Annotated in this window: 21 protein-coding genes and 1 pseudogene; 10 read left to right on the top strand and 12 right to left on the bottom strand. The window is 46.7% G+C overall.

Annotated features, from left to right (window positions below):
- Window positions 1-3: 3 nt before the first annotated feature.
- The 5 genes from C0638_RS08945 to C0638_RS08930 all read right to left on the bottom strand — a co-directional run bounded on the left by C0638_RS08945 (window position 4) and on the right by C0638_RS08930 (window position 5,953).
- On the bottom strand, window positions 4-1,671 hold the full coding sequence (locus C0638_RS08945; RefSeq protein WP_013373663.1) for an ABC transporter substrate-binding protein: 1,668 nt from the start codon (window positions 1,669-1,671) through the stop codon (window positions 4-6).
- Between the two features lie 164 nt (window positions 1,672-1,835).
- Complete coding sequence (locus tag C0638_RS08940) at window positions 1,836-3,602, bottom strand: sensor histidine kinase (protein WP_058711039.1); 1,767 nt, start codon at window positions 3,600-3,602, stop codon at window positions 1,836-1,838.
- A complete protein-coding gene (locus C0638_RS08935; RefSeq protein ID WP_058711038.1) occupies window positions 3,599-5,230 on the bottom strand; it encodes a response regulator in 1,632 nt (543 codons plus the stop codon). Before C0638_RS08935 ends, C0638_RS08940 begins: the two co-directional genes overlap by 4 nt.
- Before the next feature lie 45 nt (window positions 5,231-5,275).
- Complete coding sequence (locus C0638_RS25330) at window positions 5,276-5,431, bottom strand: hypothetical protein (protein ID WP_013373670.1); 156 nt, start codon at window positions 5,429-5,431, stop codon at window positions 5,276-5,278.
- Window positions 5,432-5,611: 180 nt separating this feature from the next.
- Window positions 5,612-5,953, bottom strand: a complete 342-nt coding sequence (locus tag C0638_RS08930; protein ID WP_058711037.1) for a cupin domain-containing protein — start codon at window positions 5,951-5,953, stop codon at window positions 5,612-5,614.
- A gap of 215 nt (window positions 5,954-6,168) precedes the next feature.
- Between C0638_RS08930 and C0638_RS08925 the strand changes: the two genes are divergently transcribed.
- The 5 genes from C0638_RS08925 (at window position 6,169) to C0638_RS08905 (ending at window position 10,503) form a co-directional block, all read left to right on the top strand.
- On the top strand, window positions 6,169-7,404 hold the full coding sequence (locus tag C0638_RS08925; RefSeq protein ID WP_058711036.1) for an FprA family A-type flavoprotein: 1,236 nt from the start codon (window positions 6,169-6,171) through the stop codon (window positions 7,402-7,404).
- 36 nt (window positions 7,405-7,440) lie between these two features.
- Window positions 7,441-8,634 carry an NAD(P)/FAD-dependent oxidoreductase gene (locus tag C0638_RS08920; RefSeq protein WP_058711035.1) on the top strand — a complete coding sequence of 398 codons (1,194 nt, stop codon included), beginning with the start codon at window positions 7,441-7,443 and terminating at the stop codon, window positions 8,632-8,634.
- Between the two features lie 2 nt (window positions 8,635-8,636).
- Window positions 8,637-8,807, top strand: coding sequence for a rubredoxin (gene rd, locus C0638_RS08915; RefSeq protein WP_013373674.1), 171 nt, complete (start codon window positions 8,637-8,639; stop codon window positions 8,805-8,807).
- Window positions 8,808-8,868: 61 nt separating this feature from the next.
- Window positions 8,869-9,573 carry a Crp/Fnr family transcriptional regulator gene (locus C0638_RS08910; protein WP_058711071.1) on the top strand — a complete coding sequence of 235 codons (705 nt, stop codon included), beginning with the start codon at window positions 8,869-8,871 and terminating at the stop codon, window positions 9,571-9,573.
- Between the two features lie 264 nt (window positions 9,574-9,837).
- Window positions 9,838-10,503, top strand: coding sequence for a hypothetical protein (locus C0638_RS08905; RefSeq protein WP_058711034.1), 666 nt, complete (start codon window positions 9,838-9,840; stop codon window positions 10,501-10,503).
- Between the two features lie 86 nt (window positions 10,504-10,589).
- On the opposite strand, the gene C0638_RS08900 is transcribed toward C0638_RS08905, so the two are convergent.
- The 4 genes from C0638_RS08900 to C0638_RS08885 form a co-directional block, all read right to left on the bottom strand.
- Window positions 10,590-12,263: a glycosyltransferase 87 family protein gene (locus C0638_RS08900; RefSeq protein ID WP_052452886.1), complete on the bottom strand. Its 1,674-nt coding sequence runs from the start codon at window positions 12,261-12,263 to the stop codon at window positions 10,590-10,592.
- A gap of 271 nt (window positions 12,264-12,534) precedes the next feature.
- The gene (locus tag C0638_RS08895; RefSeq protein ID WP_058711033.1) at window positions 12,535-13,245 is read right to left on the bottom strand and encodes an MBL fold metallo-hydrolase; all 711 of its coding nucleotides are present in this window, start codon (window positions 13,243-13,245) and stop codon (window positions 12,535-12,537) included.
- A 189-nt stretch (window positions 13,246-13,434) separates the two neighbouring features.
- Complete coding sequence (locus C0638_RS08890) at window positions 13,435-14,073, bottom strand: SDR family oxidoreductase (protein WP_013373679.1); 639 nt, start codon at window positions 14,071-14,073, stop codon at window positions 13,435-13,437.
- Window positions 14,074-14,175: 102 nt separating this feature from the next.
- Window positions 14,176-14,778 (bottom strand): TetR/AcrR family transcriptional regulator, encoded by a 603-nt coding sequence (locus tag C0638_RS08885; protein WP_025676649.1) that lies wholly within the window; start codon window positions 14,776-14,778, stop codon window positions 14,176-14,178.
- A 244-nt stretch (window positions 14,779-15,022) separates the two neighbouring features.
- Between C0638_RS08885 and C0638_RS08880 the strand changes: the two genes are divergently transcribed.
- From C0638_RS08880 to C0638_RS08865, 4 genes are all read left to right on the top strand, one after another.
- Entirely contained in the window at window positions 15,023-15,763 is a 741-nt protein-coding gene (locus C0638_RS08880) for an ABC transporter ATP-binding protein (RefSeq protein ID WP_013373681.1), read from the top strand.
- Window positions 15,760-16,521, top strand: coding sequence for an ABC transporter permease (locus C0638_RS08875; protein ID WP_058711032.1), 762 nt, complete (start codon window positions 15,760-15,762; stop codon window positions 16,519-16,521). The genes C0638_RS08880 and C0638_RS08875 overlap by 4 nt, the downstream gene beginning before the upstream one ends.
- Window positions 16,522-16,654: 133 nt before the next feature.
- On the top strand, window positions 16,655-17,002 hold the full coding sequence (locus C0638_RS08870) for a KGG domain-containing protein (RefSeq protein WP_013373683.1): 348 nt from the start codon (window positions 16,655-16,657) through the stop codon (window positions 17,000-17,002).
- 399 nt (window positions 17,003-17,401) lie between these two features.
- Window positions 17,402-18,304 carry an AraC family transcriptional regulator gene (locus C0638_RS08865; RefSeq protein WP_058711031.1) on the top strand — a complete coding sequence of 301 codons (903 nt, stop codon included), beginning with the start codon at window positions 17,402-17,404 and terminating at the stop codon, window positions 18,302-18,304.
- A gap of 472 nt (window positions 18,305-18,776) precedes the next feature.
- On the opposite strand, the gene C0638_RS08855 is transcribed toward C0638_RS08865, so the two are convergent.
- The 3 genes and pseudogenes from C0638_RS08855 to C0638_RS08845 form a co-directional block, all read right to left on the bottom strand.
- On the bottom strand, window positions 18,777-19,034 hold the full coding sequence (locus C0638_RS08855; protein ID WP_025676639.1) for a SunI/YnzG family protein: 258 nt from the start codon (window positions 19,032-19,034) through the stop codon (window positions 18,777-18,779).
- Window positions 19,035-19,220: 186 nt separating this feature from the next.
- Window positions 19,221-19,327: pseudogene (locus tag C0638_RS08850) on the bottom strand (SDR family oxidoreductase); the annotation flags it as partial.
- A gap of 34 nt (window positions 19,328-19,361) precedes the next feature.
- Window positions 19,362-20,306 carry a helix-turn-helix domain-containing protein gene (locus tag C0638_RS08845; protein WP_025676637.1) on the bottom strand — a complete coding sequence of 315 codons (945 nt, stop codon included), beginning with the start codon at window positions 20,304-20,306 and terminating at the stop codon, window positions 19,362-19,364.
- A gap of 166 nt (window positions 20,307-20,472) precedes the next feature.
- On the opposite strand from C0638_RS08845, the gene C0638_RS08840 reads away from it, so the two are divergent.
- A complete protein-coding gene (locus C0638_RS08840; protein WP_058711029.1) occupies window positions 20,473-22,671 on the top strand; it encodes a glycoside hydrolase family 52 protein in 2,199 nt (732 codons plus the stop codon).
- Window positions 22,672-22,675: the final 4 nt, after the last annotated feature.

Raw genomic sequence — 22,675 nt, 5'->3', positions numbered from 1 at the left:
CCTTTATTTTTTCCCGACCGTCTTGACTTTTTTGGCAACCTCCTTCGTGATCAGTTCCTCAAAAGCCTTCACATCCAGCTTGTTAAACTCGGTGGTGTATTCATTCCAAATGGCATCAAACTGTGCTGGTGCAGACAGCACCAAGCGCGGGAAATATTTGCGCTGCAGGTCTCCTTTCTTTTGCTGAAAGATCTGCGCTGGTGAGCCTTGGGCAACCTGAATGCTCCAGGCTGGGAACCATGGACGTTCGTCAGGTGCGGAAAACATCTGCGAGAAGGACTCTACACCGTTTGCTTTTAGCAGCTTTTTATCACCTTCGGTATACGACATACGCGCAACCTCAGGCTGCCGTCCGGGGCTAGCCGAGTTGCCGTCGGGCAAGGAAGAACCGTTACCGTATCGCGGCCAGCTGTATTCAAAATATTTGAACCCAAATGAGTCACGGAACGCATCCTCACCCGTCTTTTTAATTTGCTCCTTGGTCCGATAAAAGCGCCCATTTTTATCTACATCATAGGTTTCACCTTTGATCCCCCAGTTGGATAACACTTGGTTTTCGTCGGTCAGCAGATTGTTGAAAAATTTGATAATACGTACCGGGTCCTTGGCACTGACTGTAATTCCAATGCCTCGGTTATTAACAAATGACGACGGATCAAGATACTGATCCTTTATATTCCGGTCGTATACAACAGGCAGCCCTACATATTCCAGATCATCATTACCCGATCGCTTGGAAGCCTCCTGCAGGTTATTTAGAGCCTGCCCTGCCTGCCAGCGGTAATCGAAAAAGCCCAGCACCTTGCCCGAGGTCAGCTTCGCCAAATATTGATCGTAATTGTCCACAAAGGACGATTTATCGAACAGGCCCTCTGCGTTAAGCTGATTTAGCTCTTTCAGGTACCGTTTAGTGATGTCCTTATCTCCATAATCCGTCGCCTGGTGTGTTTTCATATCAATAATTGTGCCGCCATCGTTGGGATAGCCTGCCAGATGCATCGGCGCATTCGTAAGCGCATAAAACCTATCCTGCGTGGTTAGCGCCAAGTACCCGGTTAATCCCTCGTCTGCATGCTTTTTCGTATAGTTCCGAATCAGAGCCAAGTACTCATCTAACGTTTTTATTTTTGGATATCCCGCCTCCTTCAACACTCTGCGCTGTATCCAAAAAGCTCCCTGCTCTATGTTAGGAGCAGACAAATAATCGCCGACCACCGCGCTAAACGGCAGGAAATAGATATTCCCATCCTCCGCTTTCATCAGGTTGTAGTAGGGTCCGTATACACGCTTGATATTTGGTCCATATTTGTCGATCAAATCATTCAGGGGAATGAAAGCCCCGGCATCCAGCAGTTTATCAATCGTCCCATCCGGTACAATTACGTCCGGATAATCGTTGCTTGCAATAAACGTGCCAATCTTCGTATTCGAATCCCCTACCAAATGCTCCAGCTTCCAGTTCACGCCGGTCTGATCTTCCAAAACTTTTCCGATCCGCGTTTCATTGGTATTAATGTCTCTTCCCGCCGTGGCATTAAAATACGTGAACGTGACCTTCTCCTTGCTATCTCCCGACGCAGGCTCCTTATCCGAGCTCCCTGAGCAAGCAGTGATCATAGATGCCATCATAACCATTACCAGACTGATGATTCCGAACCTTTTGCTTGTCATGCCAGACCTTCCCCTTTCGGCCTCTTTTGTCAATTATGTGTGAATATCATGCGCACGCCCCTTGAACAACGAGAATCCCGCGCATCCTAAATTGTAAGCACTTTCATTTTATAAAATGCCGTTCATTTTGTTCACCTGTCAATCTAAAGGTGTTACTTAGGAAACTATAGGTCCCGATCCGCAGGAATCATTATACGAATCTCCGTACCTTCGCCGGGTGCACTGCGAATGGCGAGCTCAAAGCGTTTCCCGTAGTAAAGTTTTAGACGATAGATGACATTTTGCAGACCTATACGCTCACCCATTTCTTCCTGCCTTTGCATGTAACCATATAAGCGCTGCACCTGTTCCACAGACATGCCAACCCCATCATCCCGAACCGTTAGAATCAGTCGTCCTTCCTCATGCTCAAAAAGAATCTCAATGCGTCCCCCATGCTTTAGCGGCTCAATGCCGTGGATACTTGCATTTTCAACCAGCGTCAGTACGACCATTTTGGGAATCAGATTGTCCAAGTCTTCAGAGCGCGCCTGTACATCGTACTGTATTCGCTCACCAAAGCGATATTGTTGGACTTCCAGAAAACAACGGATCAACTCCAACTCGTCCCGCAAAGTAACTCGATCCTTGTTCCACACCAGCGAATTGCGGAAAATCCGTGCCATGTTATGAATAATGCGGGCTGTCTCATCCTCATGCTTCATCAGGCTTCGCATGCGAATCGTCTCCAGCGCATTGAACAGAAAATGGGGGTTGATCTGGCTGTGAAGTGCATTCAGCTGGGCATGTCTACGCTGAATCTCCAGATTTTTTCGCTGAATATCGGCCATATAAACATCGTTAATCAGTCGTTTGATTCTCAGCGTCATCCGATTAAATTCACCTGTTAGCTGTCCGATTTCATCACTCGACTCCATACCTGGAATGAGTTCAAAATGCTGATTTTTCACCTTTTTCACATGTTTCAAAATGCGATGAAGCCGCACGTTCAGCGAACGTGTAATCCAAATAATGATCAAGGTGGGCAGCAGCATATTCACACAGGTTAACAAGAGCGCAAAATTGCGAGGTTCCTGCATTTCATACAGCACTTCATCCCTTGATACTGCGGCCACAATGCTCCAGCCGTTCAGATTATTCGTAAGCACATAACTGGTCTTGAACTCCATGGTGTTCTCGGGCAGCTTGAGGGTACTATAGGCCACGCTTTTATGGTTTATATCCACCTTGGGATCATTTGTGTATTCAATTTCTCCCCGTTCGTTAAGCAGGAAGAGACTCCCCTGTAAATTCAGGTTATTGAAAATCTCCCGAATGGACGACATTCGCAGCTCTATTTTTAGTATTTTTTCACGACCACTTGGGGAATAAAAGTAGTTCATCCGTCGAATCAGGCTGAAGGGGTGTGTCTGCTCGTCGGTACTGTCGTCGGTACGGACAAATATAGGCTTGGACTGGCGTCCAGGCGGGATTTGGGTATACCAGGGGAAGCTTTTGACCCTCTCATCTATAAAGCTGATTCCCCCGGAATTCAGCAGCGTTGAATTATCAGTGTAGATCGTAATTCCACCTACGGATTGGTACACAGGGCTGTACGTATTGTTTAAGATACGACGTAAATAAGAGTCATAAACAGCAATATAGTCAGCAGGGTGGGGATATGTTTCTTCCAACACCTCATTGAGTCGATAATCGGTATAAAAGATAGACGAGATTTCCATCGCATCTTCAAATTCCCGGTGAAATTCAATTTTAATTTGTTCCAGTGCGCGCGTAATATCCTGAATACGCTGTTCCTTCACATTTTGCGAGGTAACATGGTAAAAGATCAGATTGGTCAGCACTATAGGTGTAAAAACACAGAGGAAATAAAGCAGCAGCATTTTATCTCGCAGCCGTATATGATCCAGGATAGTTCTCAGCCTCTTCATTCGCCGGACCTCTCTGGCTCGTACCCAACACTCAGGCTATTGCGGTATTCACTTGGCGTGACGTGCGCCAGCTTTTCAAACTGAGTCACAAAATAGTCTGAACTGCCGAAGCCCACGCGCTCCGCAATTTCATATATACGCAGATCCGTCTGCCGTAGCAGGCGTTTCGCCTCCTGAATGCGTAATTTCAGCAGGAATTCGTTAAAGTACACACCGTATGTTTTTCTGAACAATTGACCGAGGTATACCGGATTCATGTAAAAGCGGGCCGCAATATTTTTCAGACTTATATTCTCGTCAGCATGCTGCTCAATGTAAGCACGGATATGCTGGATTCCTCCCTGCTGACATTCCTTGCGCAGCGTCCCAATATATTTTCCACTTTCCTCGGCAAAGGCTGTAAACAATCGCTGGAGTTCACCCAGCGACAGATTCATATCCTGCCAGTTGATCATCGGTTCCAGCGACTGAATTGAGCGCTCATTTCCCTGCATGTTTTGAATGACCCGCACGATACTAAGAACGCATTGATGCAGACTCATTTTCATAGCCTCAGGGGCATAATGCTCTTCCCGAAAGCTGCTAAATAAATAATCTACGGTCGCACGCAGCTCTTCCAATTGGAGTTCCTCGATCTGCTCTGTCAAGCTATCGAGTACGTCCTGACGAATGGTCCTATAGTGGAGGGGTGGCATTTCTCCCTGCAGATAGACAACAATACCACTATGGTCATGAATGTATTTATGGAGCACTGCCTCCTTTGCACTGGCATAGGACTGCTGGATATCCCGCAACTGATTCACAGGACTTCCCGCATAAACGAACACCCGACTTCCCAACCGGTCTTTTAGTGACTCCATCCCCTCTATCTCCTGTTGTAGCGCTTTCATAAAAACTTCCACCTTGGCTTCAAAACACTCTAAAAAGAAGTCCGGTACGATAAGACCAATCCGGTTACGATGCTCATGGACATAGAGAGGGTACTTGCTGCCCATTAAACGATGAAGCGCTTGCTCTATAAGTTCCCTGAACTGGAAAAGTGATAGCATGACGCCATCGTCACCGGAGTGCCAAGGATGCTGATCGTTCAGCTCGACGAGTACATAGTACATATACGTGGCTTCTCCAAGCCGCAACTGTTGCTCCCAATGTGTCACCACTGCATCATCCACTGGGTTCATCATCATCGTCTCTAGCAGCCCGCCTGTAAGGTGGTTCTGATATCGCTGCGCGTTCTGTTGTTCACGGTGCAATCTTTCACTCAGCTTGCGCAGTGTAGCCGAAAAGTCCTCATCATCAACCGGCTTAAGTATAAAATCATGAACTCCATAGCGGAGTGCCTGCTGCGCATAAGCAAAATCACTGTAGCCGCTCATGATAATAAAAGCAGGATGTTGGGTACTCCGTTCGAGTACAGATCGAATCAGCTCTAATCCATCCAGCACAGGCATACGAATATCGGTAATGATCAGGTCTGGGTGAAGACGACTGATTAGCTCCAGCGCATCCTCACCGTTATCAGCTTCACCCACGATTTCAAAGCCACAGATTTCCCAATCGACAAGTTGAATCAGCCCTTTGCGGGTGAAAATTTCATCATCCACTACAATGGCTCGATGCAGCTTCATAACCTGCTTCCTCCTTTCGATGAAACGTCATTTTATTGGGGTTAACTACTTCACGAGCCTTGCACGATATTCCAGCTGGAGAAAAATGGCCTTTAAAACGTATTGTGGCACTTCGGAAGCCATTTGTACAGACGGGATTTCATCATAAGGTCGCTCCAAAGCGTGAAAACTATTGCCCCCAGCTTCTTCCTCACTGAACACAACCGTGACCTACTGTGGCTTAGACATTCAGCGCTGTCACAGGTACAGTAATCCCGCTAGACAGCCGGTTTATAGCGTATTCCGGGGTGTGTCTCTCCAATATAAAAGCCGCCTGGTCTAAATGACCAAGCGGCTTTTATATGTTTGGACTGCAGTTCCTCTTCTTGCGATTTCTATACTTTATATATTTTGTGCATAGTTTTCACTTGGCGTTTTGGTCAACACCACATGCAGGCTGGAATTCGCTTCCGCACTACCACGATAGGAAAAGTGCTCATCTCCGGTCATATGGATCATATCCCCTTGGACAACTTCCGTTTCTTCACCATTTACAGTTACAGTACCGCTTCCTTCCAGAACAAGCAAATATACATTCGCTCCTGGATGATTATGTGTTGGCAGCTCAGCATTAGGGGTGAAGTTGAGAATAAAAATGACATTGTCGGCTTCCTTATGCACAATTCGTTTTGTAAATGCAGCTTCTTTATATTCCTGAAATTGAATGAGGTTTGATTTTTTCATGTAGATTCACTCTCCTGTTTGTAATTGGATTGGGCCTATATAGTCTTATTGTATTTGATTATTACGCTCGTCTTGTGATTGCGATCACAAACATAAATTTAAGTCATAAATACTTTGAAATATTCAAAAATTTGATTTCAATCATCTTTTTCATCATCACATCCAACTAAAATCGAATTGTGTCAGACAAACCAAAAAAGCAGGAGGTTATTCCTATGAAACCAGGATTTAAGCTGGCAAAGGATATTTATTGGGTAGGAAAAATTGATAATCGTGAGGTCCCCTTTCATCGTCTTCTACTATCAAAGGGTACAACATATAATGCATATCTGCTGAAAACAGGAAAACCAACTATTGTAGATACCGTAGATATGGCGTTCGGCAGAGAATTTGCGGAAGCTGTAGCGGAATTAATCGACCCGTTGGATATTCAATATATAATCGTCAATCACACGGAACCAGATCACTCCGGCGGGTTAGCGGCACTTGCTTCCAAAGCAGCAAACGCCACAATTGTCTGCACGGAGATTGCCGTTCCGGAAATTCAGCAGATGTACAAGCTCCAGCATCGGAATTTCCTCGTCATCAAGGACGGGGATCAACTGGATATTGGAGGCAAGACACTGCTGTTCAAGGAAACACCTTATCTCCATACAGAAGAAACTATGATTACGTATTGCATCGAAGACAAAATCTTGTTCCCTTGCGATATTTTCAGCACACACGTGGCTGTAGAGCATCTATTTGCCGATGAGGCCGGCTTTGATATCACCGAGGATTTTATCGGATATTATCAGGCTATCATTCATCCTCATCGCAGATATGTGCGTACATTAATCGAAGCTGTATCTGACTTGGATATTGAGATGATTGCTCCTTCCCACGGCTTCGCGATCCGACATGATATTGCCAAATTTATTGATTTGTACGCATCGATGAGCACCGAAACCAAGGATGATAAAAAAGTAGCGATTGTTTATGCCACCTTAAAAAATAATACTAAAAAAATGGCAAACATCCTGAGAGATTGCTTTTTGGAGAACCAAATCAAGGTGGAGCTATGGGATGTAGATAAAGCGGATGAAACCGAGATATTAAATAGTATTACCTCAGCTGATGCTGTTTTCGTCGGCAGCTCTACCAAATATGCCGACATGACAGGCAAATTGGAAGATCTGCTGCAAAAAATGCAAAAGATGAATTTGGAAGGTAAGCTTGCTGCCGCCTTTGGTTCCTACGGCTGGAGCGGTGAAGCCATTGAAGTCGTACAGGATTACTTGAACGGTACTAATATGAAAGTCCAGAGCACTTCAGATGTAATCAAGTCAACAGGTATGACGCATGTGGAATTCCCGGTACGCATTCGCTTCTCTCCTACAGAAGATGAAAAAGTGAAAAAAATTAAAAATGCCGCTGAATTCGTCTCAGATCTGCTGCTTAGTGTTATTTGAGCACAGGAAGCTTAGAGGGAATAGGAGAGATGCCGAATGGATAACCAACATTACGTTATTATCGGAGGGGGCGTTGCCGCTATCAACGCGGCAAAAGCGATTAGAGATCATGATGAGCTAGCAGAAATTTCTATTTACGGGGAAGAGTCCTCCCTTCCATATAACAGAGTCAAGCTTTCGAAGGCACTATTCACTGACTTGCACAGCGACAAAATCCTGATCAAAAAGGAAAAGTGGTTTGCCAGTCAACGGATTCATGTGTATTCCGGCGTAAAGATCACGGCGATACACGCAGAGGACTGCACCATCGAAACAGCCAACGGGCAAACCGTTGCTTATGACAAGCTGCTGCTGTGTACAGGAGCCCACAACCGTAAGCTTGTGCTGGACGGAGCTTCACTAAGGAACGTTCACAATATTCGGTTTCGACAAGATGCAGACAGACTTAAAACGGAATTGCGACAAGGTGACCGGATATGTATCATCGGCGGTGGTATTCAGGGTGTAGAAACCGCCTGGTCCTTCCAGCAAGCCGGATATGCCGTTACCATTCTGGAAGCTTCGCAACGGCTCATGCCTCGCCAGCTAGATGAAAAGGCATCCGCTATTTTGACCCGCCGAGTTATCGAACAGGGTACCCAGGTGTGCCTTGGGCAAGGCGTAAAGCGTATTACAGGCACAGATCATGTAGAGGGCGTAGAACTGCAGGACGGCACTGTTATTCCCTGCGAACATGTCGTGTACTCTATCGGAATTGTACCTAATACGGAGCTTGCTCGCCAAATCGGCCTTGATATTGGACAAGGCATTCTGGTGAATGCGCAGATGGAGACCAGCTCCGCCCATATATATGCGGCAGGTGATGTAGCCGAGTTCCACAATAGAGTAGATGGATTATGGGAAAGTGCTATGGAGCAAGGGAAAATAGCAGGCACTAATATGGCGGGTACCTCCACAGCTTACCAGCGTCCTCTTCCTGTCACCCTGTCCAACAGCTATGAAAGCCCCTTGTTTTCCATCGGTCTGGTAGACGAACAAGTCTGTGACACCAGCCTGACCCGTGAAAATCAAGTTTCTTATACACGTATGTTCATACAAAACGGCTCTATCTGCGGTGTGATCGGCTTTGGGGATGCTCTCGCTTCACTTCCATATAAAGCAGCCATTATCCAAGAACTCAGTCCGGATGCACCAGAGCTTACAAAAATTTTGGATGACAAGGAGAACTAAAGATGAAAAAATATGTATGTCAGCCCTGTGGATACGTTTATGATCCTGCTATGGGTGACCCTGATGAAGACGTTATGCCAGGTACAGCGTTCGAAGACCTTCCGGAAGACTGGGTTTGTCCAGTCTGCGGTGAGGATCAAAGCCATTTTGCCCCTATAGATGATGCAGAATAACAAGAACACGCTATACTTTCTAGTTTCCGGTTGATGAATGGAGTGAATGAATGTGAATGAGATGTCCTGCCCCTGCCAGTGTGAACAGGAGCCCTGTGCCCGCAAAGTGCCTATCTTTTCCTCTTTGTCCTGCGAAGATTTGTGTAAGGTTAGCTCTATGATCCGGCACCGAAAATACCAGAAAGGCGAGGCCTTGATTGTCGAGGAACAGGCTTCCGATACGCTGTACATTATTAAAAGCGGGCATGTTAAGCTGCTGAAGATGACACCTCAGGGCAAAGAACAAATTCTGCACATTCTGACAACTGGCGATTTTTTTGGTGAGTTGAATATATTTAATAACGACGAGTTGAGCAATTTTAGTGCGTACGCCTTAAAGGATACTGATATTTGTATGCTCACCAAAGATGATATGGAGGAGTTGATCCGCAACAATCCCGATATCTCTTTGAGGCTGCTCAAAACGATTACCAAACGCTTGGCACATACCGAAAACCTGGCTCAAAGCCTGGCTACCAAAGACCCGGAAATTCGTATCGCCTACATGATTCTCGAACTCGGCCACAAATACGGCAAGCCGGACGGCTCCTATATTAAAATAAATCTCCCCCTTTCACGCGAAGAGATGGCTAATTATGTGGGTGTCACACGTGAAACGATCAGCCGAAAATTTGGAAAGTTTGAACAGCTGGGGATTATTCATATCAAGGGTACACGTGAGATTACCATCCGCGATGTACAGAAACTGAACGAATATATGGATTGATATATACCAGGTTACTCTGGCATGAGGACAAAAAAACCGCTTCTTTAACTTATGGATTGTAGTTGATTCATCAACCACTTCCATGTTGTTAAAGGGCGGTTTCTTTTATTCTGTGCATTTGGCTATTAGCTATTCTGTAAAATAACAATAGAAACCGTAAACCTGTTTTTGCGTAGTAATACAAAGTTTATAAGCCTGAAATCAAGCCAAGATTTCTGTGTCTTCATACTCTTTATAAAATAAGCAAAATGGGGAGGAATAGATATGGCGGATCATCAAACCAGCAAGGATATTTTTCGAGAATGTTGCTCTAGGATTGCTGCAGCCTGTGAGCCTTGCGGATTCAAATACTATAAATCCAGGCGAAGCATGGTCAAGCACGTGGACCCCTTTACGGCCGAGGTGCGTTTTTCGAGTAATGCTTTCAATGTGGCCGGCAGCTATTTGGAGTTTAATGTAAATTGCCAAATCATGAATACGCAAAGCGGAAAAGTATATTGGGCTATCAGCTTGAGCAGCTTCCGGAACAAAGGCAAGGTATGGAATCTGGCCAAGGAAACGTCTCGGGAGAAGGAATTGGCGGAAATTATCACATTGATTCGAGACAAGGTCGTTCCTTTGGTGGACAAGTATGGTGCTAATCTCGACGAGGTGCTTGAACAAGCCATCTTGACCGGATGGTTTTTGCCACAGTCGAATCCCATGGAATTCTATGTGCTGGACGTTTTGGATCTGGTGGTTGATTTCGGATCGCCGGTACAGGTAACCGAATGTGCGCACCGATACATCCGTCATTTATCGGAGGAAATGCAGAACACCTTCAGGAAAGATTATGAAGCCTATCAAAGGGATGAACAAGCTGCCAGCACGATAGCATTCCGCAAATTGATCCCTCTTATGGTGGAGAGAAACATTTCCTTGCCGCAGTGAAATGAAAAGGTATTGGCGCGCCGTATTGAGAACGTGCCTTCATCGCTGGAAGATGGGCGATCACCTGTGTGGTGACCGCCCATCACTCATTCTGCGGATAAAGGAGCTATATTGGTGGCCTTGGGAAGCGCAGCCTGAATTGTAGCCGGCCTGGAGCAATCCCACACTACTTTGACCAAATACCCAAACAACAAAACATTGAGCAATGATGTCACACACAAAATAATACCGTAATGATCCTGAGAATTGGAGCTATAGAAAATATCAAAGGTGTTCAGGAAAATCGTAAGACTGAATCCACCCGCAAGCCACAAAAATCTGCGATCTTTCAAATACAGGTACGCCAGTACAGCTAACGCCGCCGCAGGGAACAGATACCGTTCATGCATGCTGGAAGCGAAGGTAAATACACCTGCAATGAGTACCAGTGCAGCTGCTGCTGCAAATTGTGGTTTCCGACTACGGATATACATCCACCATGTAAACAGAGTCACCAGCACAATGCAGATCATCCCCCATGTATGGTAACTGAACAGGAACAGCGTTGTAGTGTCCTGCGTATAATTGCCACCAATTAGTGCGAAGAAGTTATACGCGTTCACCGAAGCATATGGATATTCGCCAACTGTCCCCTTGTATAAATCAAGCAGCCATAGCGGCTCCTGCCCCCATGAAAATGGCAATATGACCAGAATGGTTGTCACAACGGCACCACCAACGGACAACAGCCAAGGCTGTATTTTGCGCTGTCTCAGCAGCTCGAAGAACAGAACCGGCCCATAAATAATCCCCTGTGGCTTCATCAATACCGCTATCGTAAACAGTACAGCGGACCAGCCGATCCGGTTTTCCACCAGCAGCACAATCATGCCCACAATCAGCATGGTAAAAAATGAATCTACCTGCCCCCAGAAGGTTGAATTAATAAATACAGCTGGGTTAAACACATAGAATATAGCCAATCCGAGGCTCACTCCATAGCCGACCCGTTTGCTTGCCAACCGGTACAGCATGTACGCTGTCACGATATCAGCTAAAATATTCGGAAGCCGCAGCAATACGGACATATAAGGACTGAAAGCATCCGTAGAGCCGATTTTACCGATCACATATAAAATATAAATATAGAACGGGGGATAATCACTGGAACCATTCGTGTAAAAGCCTGACAAGCTATCCGCTGCTGTCGTAGCCCAGTTTCGGAATAGCATTAAATCCATGTGGCCCGAGATCCATGGGGCGATCGCCATTCTTAAAAAGAATCCCACACCCAGCACAGTCCACAGCATCAGTCCCCGGTTACGTTCCCCGAGCTTCCATTCTTGAGCCCGAAAACGATACGCAATAAACACGAACGCACCGAAGAACAAAGCAGCGAAAAACGCCATCGGAGTAGCATAAGCAGATGAAGAATTTCCATTTCTTCCCCCACCCATACCACCGCCAGGACCGCCCATACCCATTCCAGATCCGTTACCAGACATGCCACCGGGGCCTCTGTGCTGCCCGTCTCTAGCAACACCACTGCCGACCGAGGCAGACGTATCATTCCCGGCCGTTGTACCTTTGTCACCCGATGTCGACGAATTCTCACTAGAGGAGTTGGTCGTCTGGCCCGTCGTCCCCTGATTCTTGCTGTCAGAGCTGCTCGCCGCATCCGTAGATGTTGGGGGAGAATTCTGCTGATCTTGTCCTACACTTCCTGTTCCCCGGTTTCCTGCGGTCTGACCGTCAGAGGGACGTTGCCCCGGCCCTCCCATGCCTCCGCCTGCTCCCCCTCCGAACCCGCCGGATGGTCCCTGCCTAACAGCCGCAGACTGAGACGCGGAACTACCTGAATAACTCCATAACGAAACGATACTAACGGCAACACACAATATGAGACTAAATAGAAGTATATATTTCAGACCGTTCGCTTTCCAAACGTTCAAATCCGATGCACCTCTCTCTGTTTCTATTTTCCTCATATTGTATCTGCCTTAGCTTAGGACTTTGTGAGTTCTGGCTGAATGTTGGCTGAATACGTAATCATCACACTGAACATTGTTGCTCCAACTTCATAATCGCTCTTTCCAGCTGAAATTGTGGATGCTTCAGCATGTTTCCATGACCGGCTGCTAATAGAGAAGGATTGTAAGATGCCAGTTTTTTGGCGCTTTGCAGCGAAATTTCCTTGTTCCAGGTAGCTAGTGCTGGAAAAGGAAACAGTGGCTTGAGCCTTCCCGCCACCGCAACACCACCCCGAGTCTGGAAGGCATCGCCTGCAATCAATGCACGGGTACGGGTATCCAAAAATCCCATCGAGCCCGGCGTATGTCCCGGTGCGCTGATCGCCAGCAGCGAACCCACGTTATCTCCATCCTCCAGTAAAACGTCAGGCTGGGTAAGGATATTCTTCGGCACGCTGCCCCGAATAGGAGTGTCTGGTTCGCCTGCCTCCAACGATACATCACCCTTCAGTAGCCGAGCATCCCGCCTTGAAATGAATACTTGCGCCTCAGGATACTTTGCCTTCAGCTTATCCAACGCACCCACATGATCTCCATGCGCATGGGTAAGTACAATTCGTATAATCGGCTGCCCAATCCGCGCCGCAGCCTGTTCAATACGCTGAGCACTGTATGGCAATCCGGCATCGATCAGGGTAAGCCCCTCTTTCTCCTCCACCAAATAACAGTTCACTGGGAACAGCCGGGGCATAAACGTTAATTGATACACATGCTGCACCTGAACGATACGCATTTTATCTCATCTCCTTGTCTTGATCATAAACTAATTATGTTAGTATTATAAATAATATAATTAGTTTTAAGCAAATTATTTCGTAAATACCTGTCGGAACGTTATACAAAAAGCAAAAAGCAGACCCGGAATCCTACCTTCGGGTCTGCTTTTATCCATATTATGCATATGTCTTTCAATTCATCAGCTCTACCGGATGGCCTCAGCAATAGGCGTACTGCCGGACACCAAATCAATCGCTCGATGATACGTCTGCTTTTCCTCTAGTGCTGCTACCACCGTTGCCGCTACATCTTCACGTGAGATAGTATGGCTGGTGAGATCTTCACCGGTAGCAACCTTGCCAGTACCCGCATCATCTGTCAACCCTCCCGGACGAAGAATCGTGTAATCCAGATTGCTCGCTTCCAGCAAGCGATCTGCATAATGCTTTGCCACATAATATGGCTTAATCGATTCGGGCCATTGCTCCCGGTTCTCCGCATATAGAGCACTGACCATAATGAAGCGCCGGATACCCGCTTGTTCAGCGGCTTCCATCGCCTTGACTGCTCCATCAAGGTCGATGAGCAGCGTTTTATCCGCTCCTGTGTTGCCACCGGAGCCTGCCGTAAACACGACAGCGTCACTGCCTTGTATAGCTGCGGCAATTTCACCTACCGTCCCTTCAAGGTCAGCTACTACCGTTTCTGCACCCAAACGTTCAAGCGCTTCGGCCTGATCCGGTTTGCGGATCAGTGCCTTTACGCGATGCGACTCATGTTGCCCTAGTAGGCGAACGAGATGTCTGCCTACTTTTCCATTGGCACCAATCACCAGTACGTTCACTCATATCCCCTCCTGTATTCACGGTCTCTCGCTTACAGTATACTGAATATATTTTACCCTTTGAGTCCAGGACGCAATCATATGGGCTATATCAGATTGAACTCAGTTTTTATCTGAATGCTCTCCCTCTCGCTTTTGCTGTAACACGCGAAGACCTGCGCAAAAGGTGTCCATCATCACTTCAATACTCTGATCCACATCCACAGGTAAACCAAAGCCACCCTTTTGTTCAAGTGAGGCAAAACCATGAAGAAGACTACGGAATCCCCTCGCTGCATGAATGCAATCCGCTTCGTTGAAACCATAGCCACTGGACAGCACAGTAATGACAAGTTCCGCTACGCGATCCGCTGCATGTCTCAGCTCGGTATCATTTCGGTCGGTTGCATACAGCATCGATTCATACAAACCAGGCCGCTCGCGCGCATACTGCATATACGCTCTCCCCATAGCAATCAGCGCCTCTTCGCCTGCTCTGCCTACGGCTGCGCTCATCAATGCTTCCTCTAGCTTCTCGAGGCTATGTAATGCCAGCGCTTGACGCAATCCGTTCAATCCGTCCACATGGTTGTACAAAGATGGAGGACGAATATGCAGCTTTTGCGCCAATGTAGTGAGCGTGACCTCTCCCATCCCTCGTTCATTGGCAACATCCTCGGCAGCCTCCAGGATATCTTGTAGCTTTACTCCATTTCTAGGTGACATCATCCGGTCCCCTTTCGTTAAATTCCTATGTAAGGTTAATTTCGTATACATATACAGACTAAATTCTTATTTCATCTTAACTAATCCCGTTAGTTTATACAAAGAAAGTACCGTTTGCAACAGCTCCATACACTAACTCTTTTTTAGAAGAAGAGCCGGTAGGATATTACTGCTATAATACAAAGAGATTATAGAGCAGATTTAATATCTTTTCCGATTCCCTGCAAAGGAGCTAGCTATATTTATGGAACCCAATCCACTTCCAGCTATTGAGTTTAATCGTGTCACTAAATATTTCACCGGGTCGGGACAACAACGTGCTGTCCTGAACGGAGTTACGGCAAAGGTCCCGCGCGGAAAAATCACGACACTGGTCGGTCCATCAGGATCTGGTAAAAGCACACTGCTTTCACTATGCAATCTTTTGCTAGCATCGGATGAAGGAGAAATCAACGTTCTCGGCAAGCCTATAACCGAGTGGGAAATCCCTGAACTGAGACGGAAAGTAGCATTGGTTTTTCAAGATGCCCCCATGCTTCAAGGGACGGTCCTCTACAATCTCCAAACTGTAGAGCGGCTGCATGGCACGGTACTGGAAGATCCGGTTGGCCTGTTAGAGCGCGTAGGACTTACCCGTGACCTGCTGGAGCAAAAGGCGCAGGAGCTGTCCGGCGGACAAAGACAGCGCTTGGCCCTGGCGCGGACGCTCGCGAACCGTCCGGATATTTTACTACTGGATGAGATTACTTCTGCACTGGACCCCACCTCAGTCAAAGAGGTCGAGGAACTGCTGCTTCAAATGAACAAAGAAGAGGGAACAACAATGATCTGGATTACGCATCATATGGAACAAGCCCGCAGGGTAGGCCACGAAACATGGCTGATGATCAACGGAAGTTTGGTAGAACAAACGGATACGCAAACGTTTTTTAACGCTCCACAGCATAGTGAAACTCGCAGGTTTGTAGCAGGAGAATGGGTATGACGATTGTTGCCTTGATTCTCTCTCTTGGTTTTGTATTTATCGCCATCGTCATGTCCAAGTCCTTCAAACTCGGTCTGGACCGAGATATTATTATTGCCACGATCAGAGCATCCGTTCAGCTACTGGTGATTGGATATGTACTGCATTTGATTTTTGGGATGCAAAGCTACGGATTTATCGTGTTATTCATTCTGCTCATGATCACTGTAGCTTCTCAAAATGTTGCGCGCAAAGGACGTTTTATTCCCCGGCTCATGTGGAAGTCATTCCTGACGTTGCTGTGTGTGGAAATCGTTACACAGGCATTTCTAATTGGCCTGCATATCATTCCGGCGACAGCCCGGTACATGATTCCGATTAGCGGCATGATCATTGGCAGCTCCATGATTTTGTCCAGTCTGCTGGTATCGCGGCTCAAGTCGGAAGTCCTGCTGCGCAAGCCTGAAATCATGCTTATTCTTGCGTTGGGAGGAACACCGAGACAAGCCATCTTCCCTATACTGAAGAATTGTATACGTTCCAGTATGATTCCAACCATTGAGGGGCAGAAAACACTTGGGCTTGTCCAGCTTCCCGGCATGATGACCGGACAAATCATTGCAGGCGCCAATCCAATTGTCGCCGTGCGTTTGCAATTGCTCATCGTATTCACTACCATGACCTCTGCCATTTTGACCAGCGTGCTGCTCAGCCTGTTCATTTACCCGACATTATTTACCCGCCAGCAACAACTGCGTACAGAGTCTTGGGAAGTCTGATAGACGGGTATACCCAGTTATTTACCAACCAATTTCCATTTATCAAAATTAAATAGACATGTTTAATTCCTGACACGAGGGTTAATAGATACACGTAGACGCTTTACTAAAATTCGATGAGGAGTGATTGAACATGGCTAACAACAACCAAAATGGCAAAATGAGTCGCGAAGAGGCAGGACGTTTAGGTGGAGAAGCTACTGCTAAAAATCACGACAAAGAATTTTACCAAGAGATCGGCGAAAAAGGTGGCGAGGCCACTTCCAAAAGTCATGGCAAGGACTTCTATCAGGAGATTGGTGAAAAAGGCGGCGAAGCCACTTCCAAAAACCATGGCAAGGAGTTCTATCAGGAAATCGGTCGCAAGGGCGGTGAAGCCCGTGGCAATTCAGACCAAAGTGATAGCGACGGGAAAATGAGCAGAGAAGAAGCAGGCCGCAAAGGCGGCGAGGCCCGCGCCCGTCAGCGTAAAAATAACTAACGATAGATCAGGATGCATTGTCGATGCATTTGCAATGTAAAGGCACCGACTGCATAGAATACGAAGTAAGTGAATGTTTATGTTATAAAAGCCTATCTGCCGGTGTTCCGGTAGGTAGGCTTTTTGTTTGGAAGTTACTTTCATCAAAAGGCTACTTTCATCATCCGAACATACGTCATACAATATACATATACAGGTTAAATAACCATCATACATATTTTATTACAAATGAAAGAATGGAATAGTCAGATTCTTTTCTCATGTCATCTTACTTATTGCGAACAAGACAAATACCGCAGCCCTTGAATTGAGCACCATGCAACACACTAGAGGATGCAACTCAAATCAAATATTCCTGCATTCCGGCTGTTAAGATGGAGTCGAAAGGAGGGAACCCTCGTGTACGAATGGAACGAAATGGTCCAGCTTATGATTGATTGGATTGATAATAATCTGACCTCAGCGCCATCGTTGTTGAGAATGTCCGACCAGCTAGGCTATTCCCCTTATTACTGTACAAAGCAATTTCATTCTCTGACAGGAATGACATTAAGGGATTATGTGTGGATGCGCAGGATTAGCCGGGCAGCTCTTGAACTCCGGGATAGCAATGTCCGCATCCTCGATGTGGCCATAAAGTATGGGTTTTCTTCACAGGAAGCTTTTACACGAGCATTTGTAAAAGCATTTGAGGTAACTCCGGCTGTATACCAGAAGGAGCCGAGACCTATTCCACTAGCCATTCGCGTTGAGGTGTTCTCTCCTTATCATTACCATTTGAAGGAGCGGGATAAGATGGTTAAAGAGCATTTGCAAGAAGCCGAAGTCAAAATTGAGCATATACCAGCACACAAATTTATTGGTCTCTGGGATATTTCTTCTCGAAATTACGGCGATTTCTGGAGAAATGGTCATAATTGTGATGAAATTTGCGGAACCCTGGAAAGCATGTCTCACCTCAAGCTTCCCGGACAATTGGGCCAAACGGCAGGCTGGTTCTATCAGAATGGTCAGAAGGGCTACCTCTATGGAATACCGGTTGCCGCTGACTACACCGGAGAGATTCCCGCAGGAATGAAGTGCCGGGACATCCCCGAATCAGATTACCTGGTTTTTTTTCACCCACCCTTCAATTATTTAAAAAACAACGGAGACGTTATGAGAACGGTGGAGGAGAAAGCTTGGAACTTTGATCCTAGCAGCCTGGGGTATGAATGGGATGAGGAAACGAAGCAGGATTATCAACGGCATTTCCCTGAGGGATACGGCTACGCGGTGTTGCGCCCTGTGAGAAAAGTGTAGAGCAGAAGAATCCCAAGAAGCCGCTGCGATCAGAATGCTATTAATCGTCTCGCGGCTTCTCTTTTGAAAATGGAATGGAGGTATAGGCCATGAAGTCCTTTCGCTTTTGGTTGGTCCTAGTCTCATGTATAGTTATTGCTGTAAATCTTACGGGATATGACGACTATAATATACTTTTGGCTATTATTAGCCCGTTGGTTTGGATGTATGAATCTTTTCAATTTGTGCGCAAAGCACATATCCCCATATCCCTTGTTTACTTCACTACAATAGGTTTCTGGTATCTCATAGGGTATGTTATCGATCGTTTGATTAGAAAATTGAAACTCGCTAAAAATAAATAAGCTGTACAAACACGGTACATACCTCATTCCTTATTTTGAGCAATGGGGTACAATACAGATCATATATGTCCATGAAGTAATGCAATATCATTCTCCGTGTACATCATGCTGTATCTTTATGGATCTAATTAAAGATAGGACTGTATTTTTTTAAGAATATTTTGACCATTTGTAGTAAACAAAATATATGTCTTTGAATTGGTTTTAATTACAATTCTGTCCGTTGTTGCATAAGGAGTACCTATTCTTATTGCATCTTTCTCTTGTCCAGCATAAGTATTATCGAACGAAACATCTTCAATATCCTCAAGAGATACTTCTATCCTAGATAACTGCCAAGTAATAACTAAATTATTACTCTCCTTTTTTATATCGATTCCCAACATGCTGTTTCCTCCTAAAGTTTTTTCAACACAAATTGTAAAACGAAATGCGACCTTTGCTGGAGTATTATTCCGATAAATACGATGATTTTTTTGCATCCCGCTACATCTCCTGTAAAAAGAAAACCAGTCCAACACATTGTAAATGTGTATTGGACTGGTGGATATGCACACGTCAGCTTCCAGCAATTAGATCAGCGTATAACCGCCATCTGGGAACAGCACGCTTCCGGTGGTGAACTTGTTAGTCATCAGGTACAACACAGTATTGCGATTTCCTCATTATACCCCACTCGCCATATCACAACTATTTTATAATCATATATATTTTTATTCGGATGAGCTTTCAGGGGCTATGCTCTTGCGGTAGGATGTCGGCGACTGGCCAGACCAGCGCTTAAATTGCCTACTAAAATGTGCAATATCCCCATAGCCTAGCAGATCGGCTATTTGCTGCACCGACCATTGCGGATCAGCCAGCAGCAGCTTGGCCTCATGCAAGACAAGCTCGGATAGATACACACGCGGAGATACGCCAAAAACACTACGGAATACGCGATTACAATGGGACACGCTAATACCCAGCTCGGATGAAATCCCCTCGATCCCATCCTGTTTTTCCAACGAGCCGGCCTGTCTATAAGACAGATTGACTCTGCCCTGAAGACGACTGGCAATTTGATGAGCAAGCTCTGCCTGCACATATCCACGTCCCGGCAGATGAGCAGCTTCACTGGATACAGCCTCCCACAACGTTGCGAACAGTTCAAATACAGCAGATTGAATCCGCATACGTTTTGCCACCGAGTCACCATTTATCCCCATGTCATCCAGGGCAGAAAGATCAAGCAGCTTGCCCAGCGCTGGCTCCATCTGCCTTGCCACCGTGCCATCCGCAGGAAAAAGCACTTGCTCCAAACGGCTCAGTAGCGAAAGAAACAATTTATCATCAATGTCGAAATGCATGCAAAAATACGTAAATCCCTCCCCGTTACTACAGCTGGAGTGGACAATTCCCGGGCGCAAAAGCATCAGATCACCCTGTCGCTGAATATAGCTGCGACCATCCACAACCATGATCTGCTCTCCCGCAAGCACGATGTTAATTTCATATTGCGGATGTTCATGTGGTGGATAACTCCAGTCTCTTCCGACACTTCGCGTATGAATGGCAAACAGATTGACCGTAGTCCGCACATCGGGAAAAAAGAATTCCTCTCCGGCGACCGTAAGGGCTGGATCATGGGGACGCTTAGGTAAATGTGGTGACGACATGCTTTCCCTCCTAGCTTATTTACATCAATATCCTCTAGTATATCGTTTTCAGCGCGATTTGGATAAATAGTGGAGCGATTTGACAATGGTTCCTCGGCACATGTCATGCTAGGCTCTAATTGAAGTTAGTCAACGTTACATTTTATCATGAAAGGGGTTTCAATATATGTCGAAAAATATATTTTATAACACGCAGCATGCACCTATCGGTTCATTCTCCAGCTTTACACTTGGGTTTAAGGGTAATCGCGGCGGACTCGGCCTGGAGCTGGGCAAGCCTGCCGATGAAAATGTATACATCGGACTGCAATCCAGGGATGGCGGATCCTATGAGGCGCTTCCCTTTTTCGCATCCACACAGGACGAAAGTACCCGCTATGATGTGGAGAAAAAGGATAAAAAAACGGAGCCTCTGCTCGTTGCCTTTGCCGATCAGGACATCACCCGTGAGTTAAAAGCAGGAACAGATACATGGCAGGCAGGCGATTTGACGTTCCGGCTATACTCTCCCGTTCGCCCGGTGCCCGAGCCGGGAATTGCGGGCATAGATGAGCTGCGGGCAGCGTTAGTTCCGGCAGTATTTGCCGAGCTGACGATCGATAATACAGAGGGTGCTGCTGCACGAAGAGCCTTTTTCGGCTATCAGGGCAGTGATCCCTATAGCGGCATACGCATTATAGGAGAAGATCCTCGCAGGGACGCTACGGAATCTACCCAATTGGAGGAAAGACTCACAGGCATCGGTCAAGGACGAAGCACGGCTATTGTGACCAACAGCAGTGAAGCCATACCTGCCAGCGGATTTGCAATGGAGAAGCTGCTTGGGGAGACCATGGCCGATAACTTATCCTTTGGCCTGGGCACAACGGGTGCGCTCCTGATGGACGTTCCCGCAGGAGAGAAGCGCACGTATTCCTTCGCCATATGCTTTTATCGCGGCGGCATTGTGACAACAGGCATCGAAGCATCGTATTACTATACCCGGCTGTTCAAGGATATTGAAGACGTGGGAAGCTATGCGTTGAAGCATTTTACCGACCTGACTGCAGCTTGTATTCAGGGGAATGACTGGATCGAATCGGCGAACTTGAGTCCGGATCAGGAATTTATGCTCGCTCAGGCAATTCACAGCTATTATGGCAGCACCCAATTGCTCAGTCAGCAAGAGGATGGCGAACCGATCTGGATTGTGAACGAAGGCGAGTACCGGATGATGAATACACTCGATCTGACGGCAGATCAGCTTTATTATGAATTGATTTTGAATCCATGGACGGTACGCAACGAACTGGAATGGTTTGTCCAAAGGTACAGCTATCGGGATGAGGTGCGCTTCCCGGGAGAGGAACAATCCTATCCGGGGGGGATCACGTTTACGCATGATATGGGCGTGGCCAATGTGTTCTCCCGGCAGGGGTACTCCTGTTATGAACTGGCAGGGATTGACGACTGCTTCTCTTACATGAGCCACGAGGAACTGGTGAACTGGCTTTGCTGCGCCACGGTATATATCGAGCAGACACAGGATCAGTCATTTACGACACGTATGCTGCCTGTCTTGTGCGACTGCTTCGAAAGCATGCTGCGGCGGGATCATCCAGATCCGGCACAGCGAAACGGCTTAATGGGCCTGGATAGCTCAAGAACCCAAGGAGGCGCCGAAATTACGACTTACGATAGTCTAGATGTATCCTTGGGTCAGTCCCGCAATAACATTTATTTAGGCAGCAAATGCTGGGCGGTATATGTTGCGCTGGAAAAGATATTTGCCTCAAAGGGGCTTAACTCCCTTTCACAGGAAGCTGGCTCACAGGCAGACAAATGCGCAGCATCGATCACCGCTCACATGACAGACAAGGGCTATATCCCTGCAGTCATTAAGGAAGGCAACGACTCACAGATTATTCCTGCCATTGAAGGGCTGATCTTCCCCTATTTTACAGGATGCGAGGATGCGCTTGAGCCTGATGGGCGGTTCGGTGAATATATCCAAGCACTTCGGCGCCATTTGCAAACCGTACTGGTACCAGGAGTTTGTCTATTTGAAGATGGAGGCTGGAAGCTATCCTCGACCAGTAACAACTCCTGGTTGAGCAAAATCTATCTGTCTCAGTTTATTGCCCGTGAGCTGCTGGAACTGCCTTGGCAGGAAACTGGGCAGGCGGCTGACGCAGCCCATGTTTCATGGCTCCTCCATCCTGAAGAATCCTATTGGTGCTGGAGCGACCAAATGCTCTCCGGCATTGCCCACGGCAGCAAATATTACCCACGCGGGGTTACCGCTATTTTGTGGCTGTATGAAGGCAAAGGGAATCGGTTTACCCTCCCTCAGCATATGAGTCAAGATGAGAAGCAGCATGTCTAAGACA

The organism is Paenibacillus sp. lzh-N1, assembly GCF_002872435.1.
Taxonomy (GTDB): domain Bacteria; phylum Bacillota; class Bacilli; order Paenibacillales; family Paenibacillaceae; genus Paenibacillus; species Paenibacillus polymyxa_C.
Note: the sequence above shows the minus strand (reverse complement) of the source record. Positions and strands in the feature narration are given on the sequence as shown.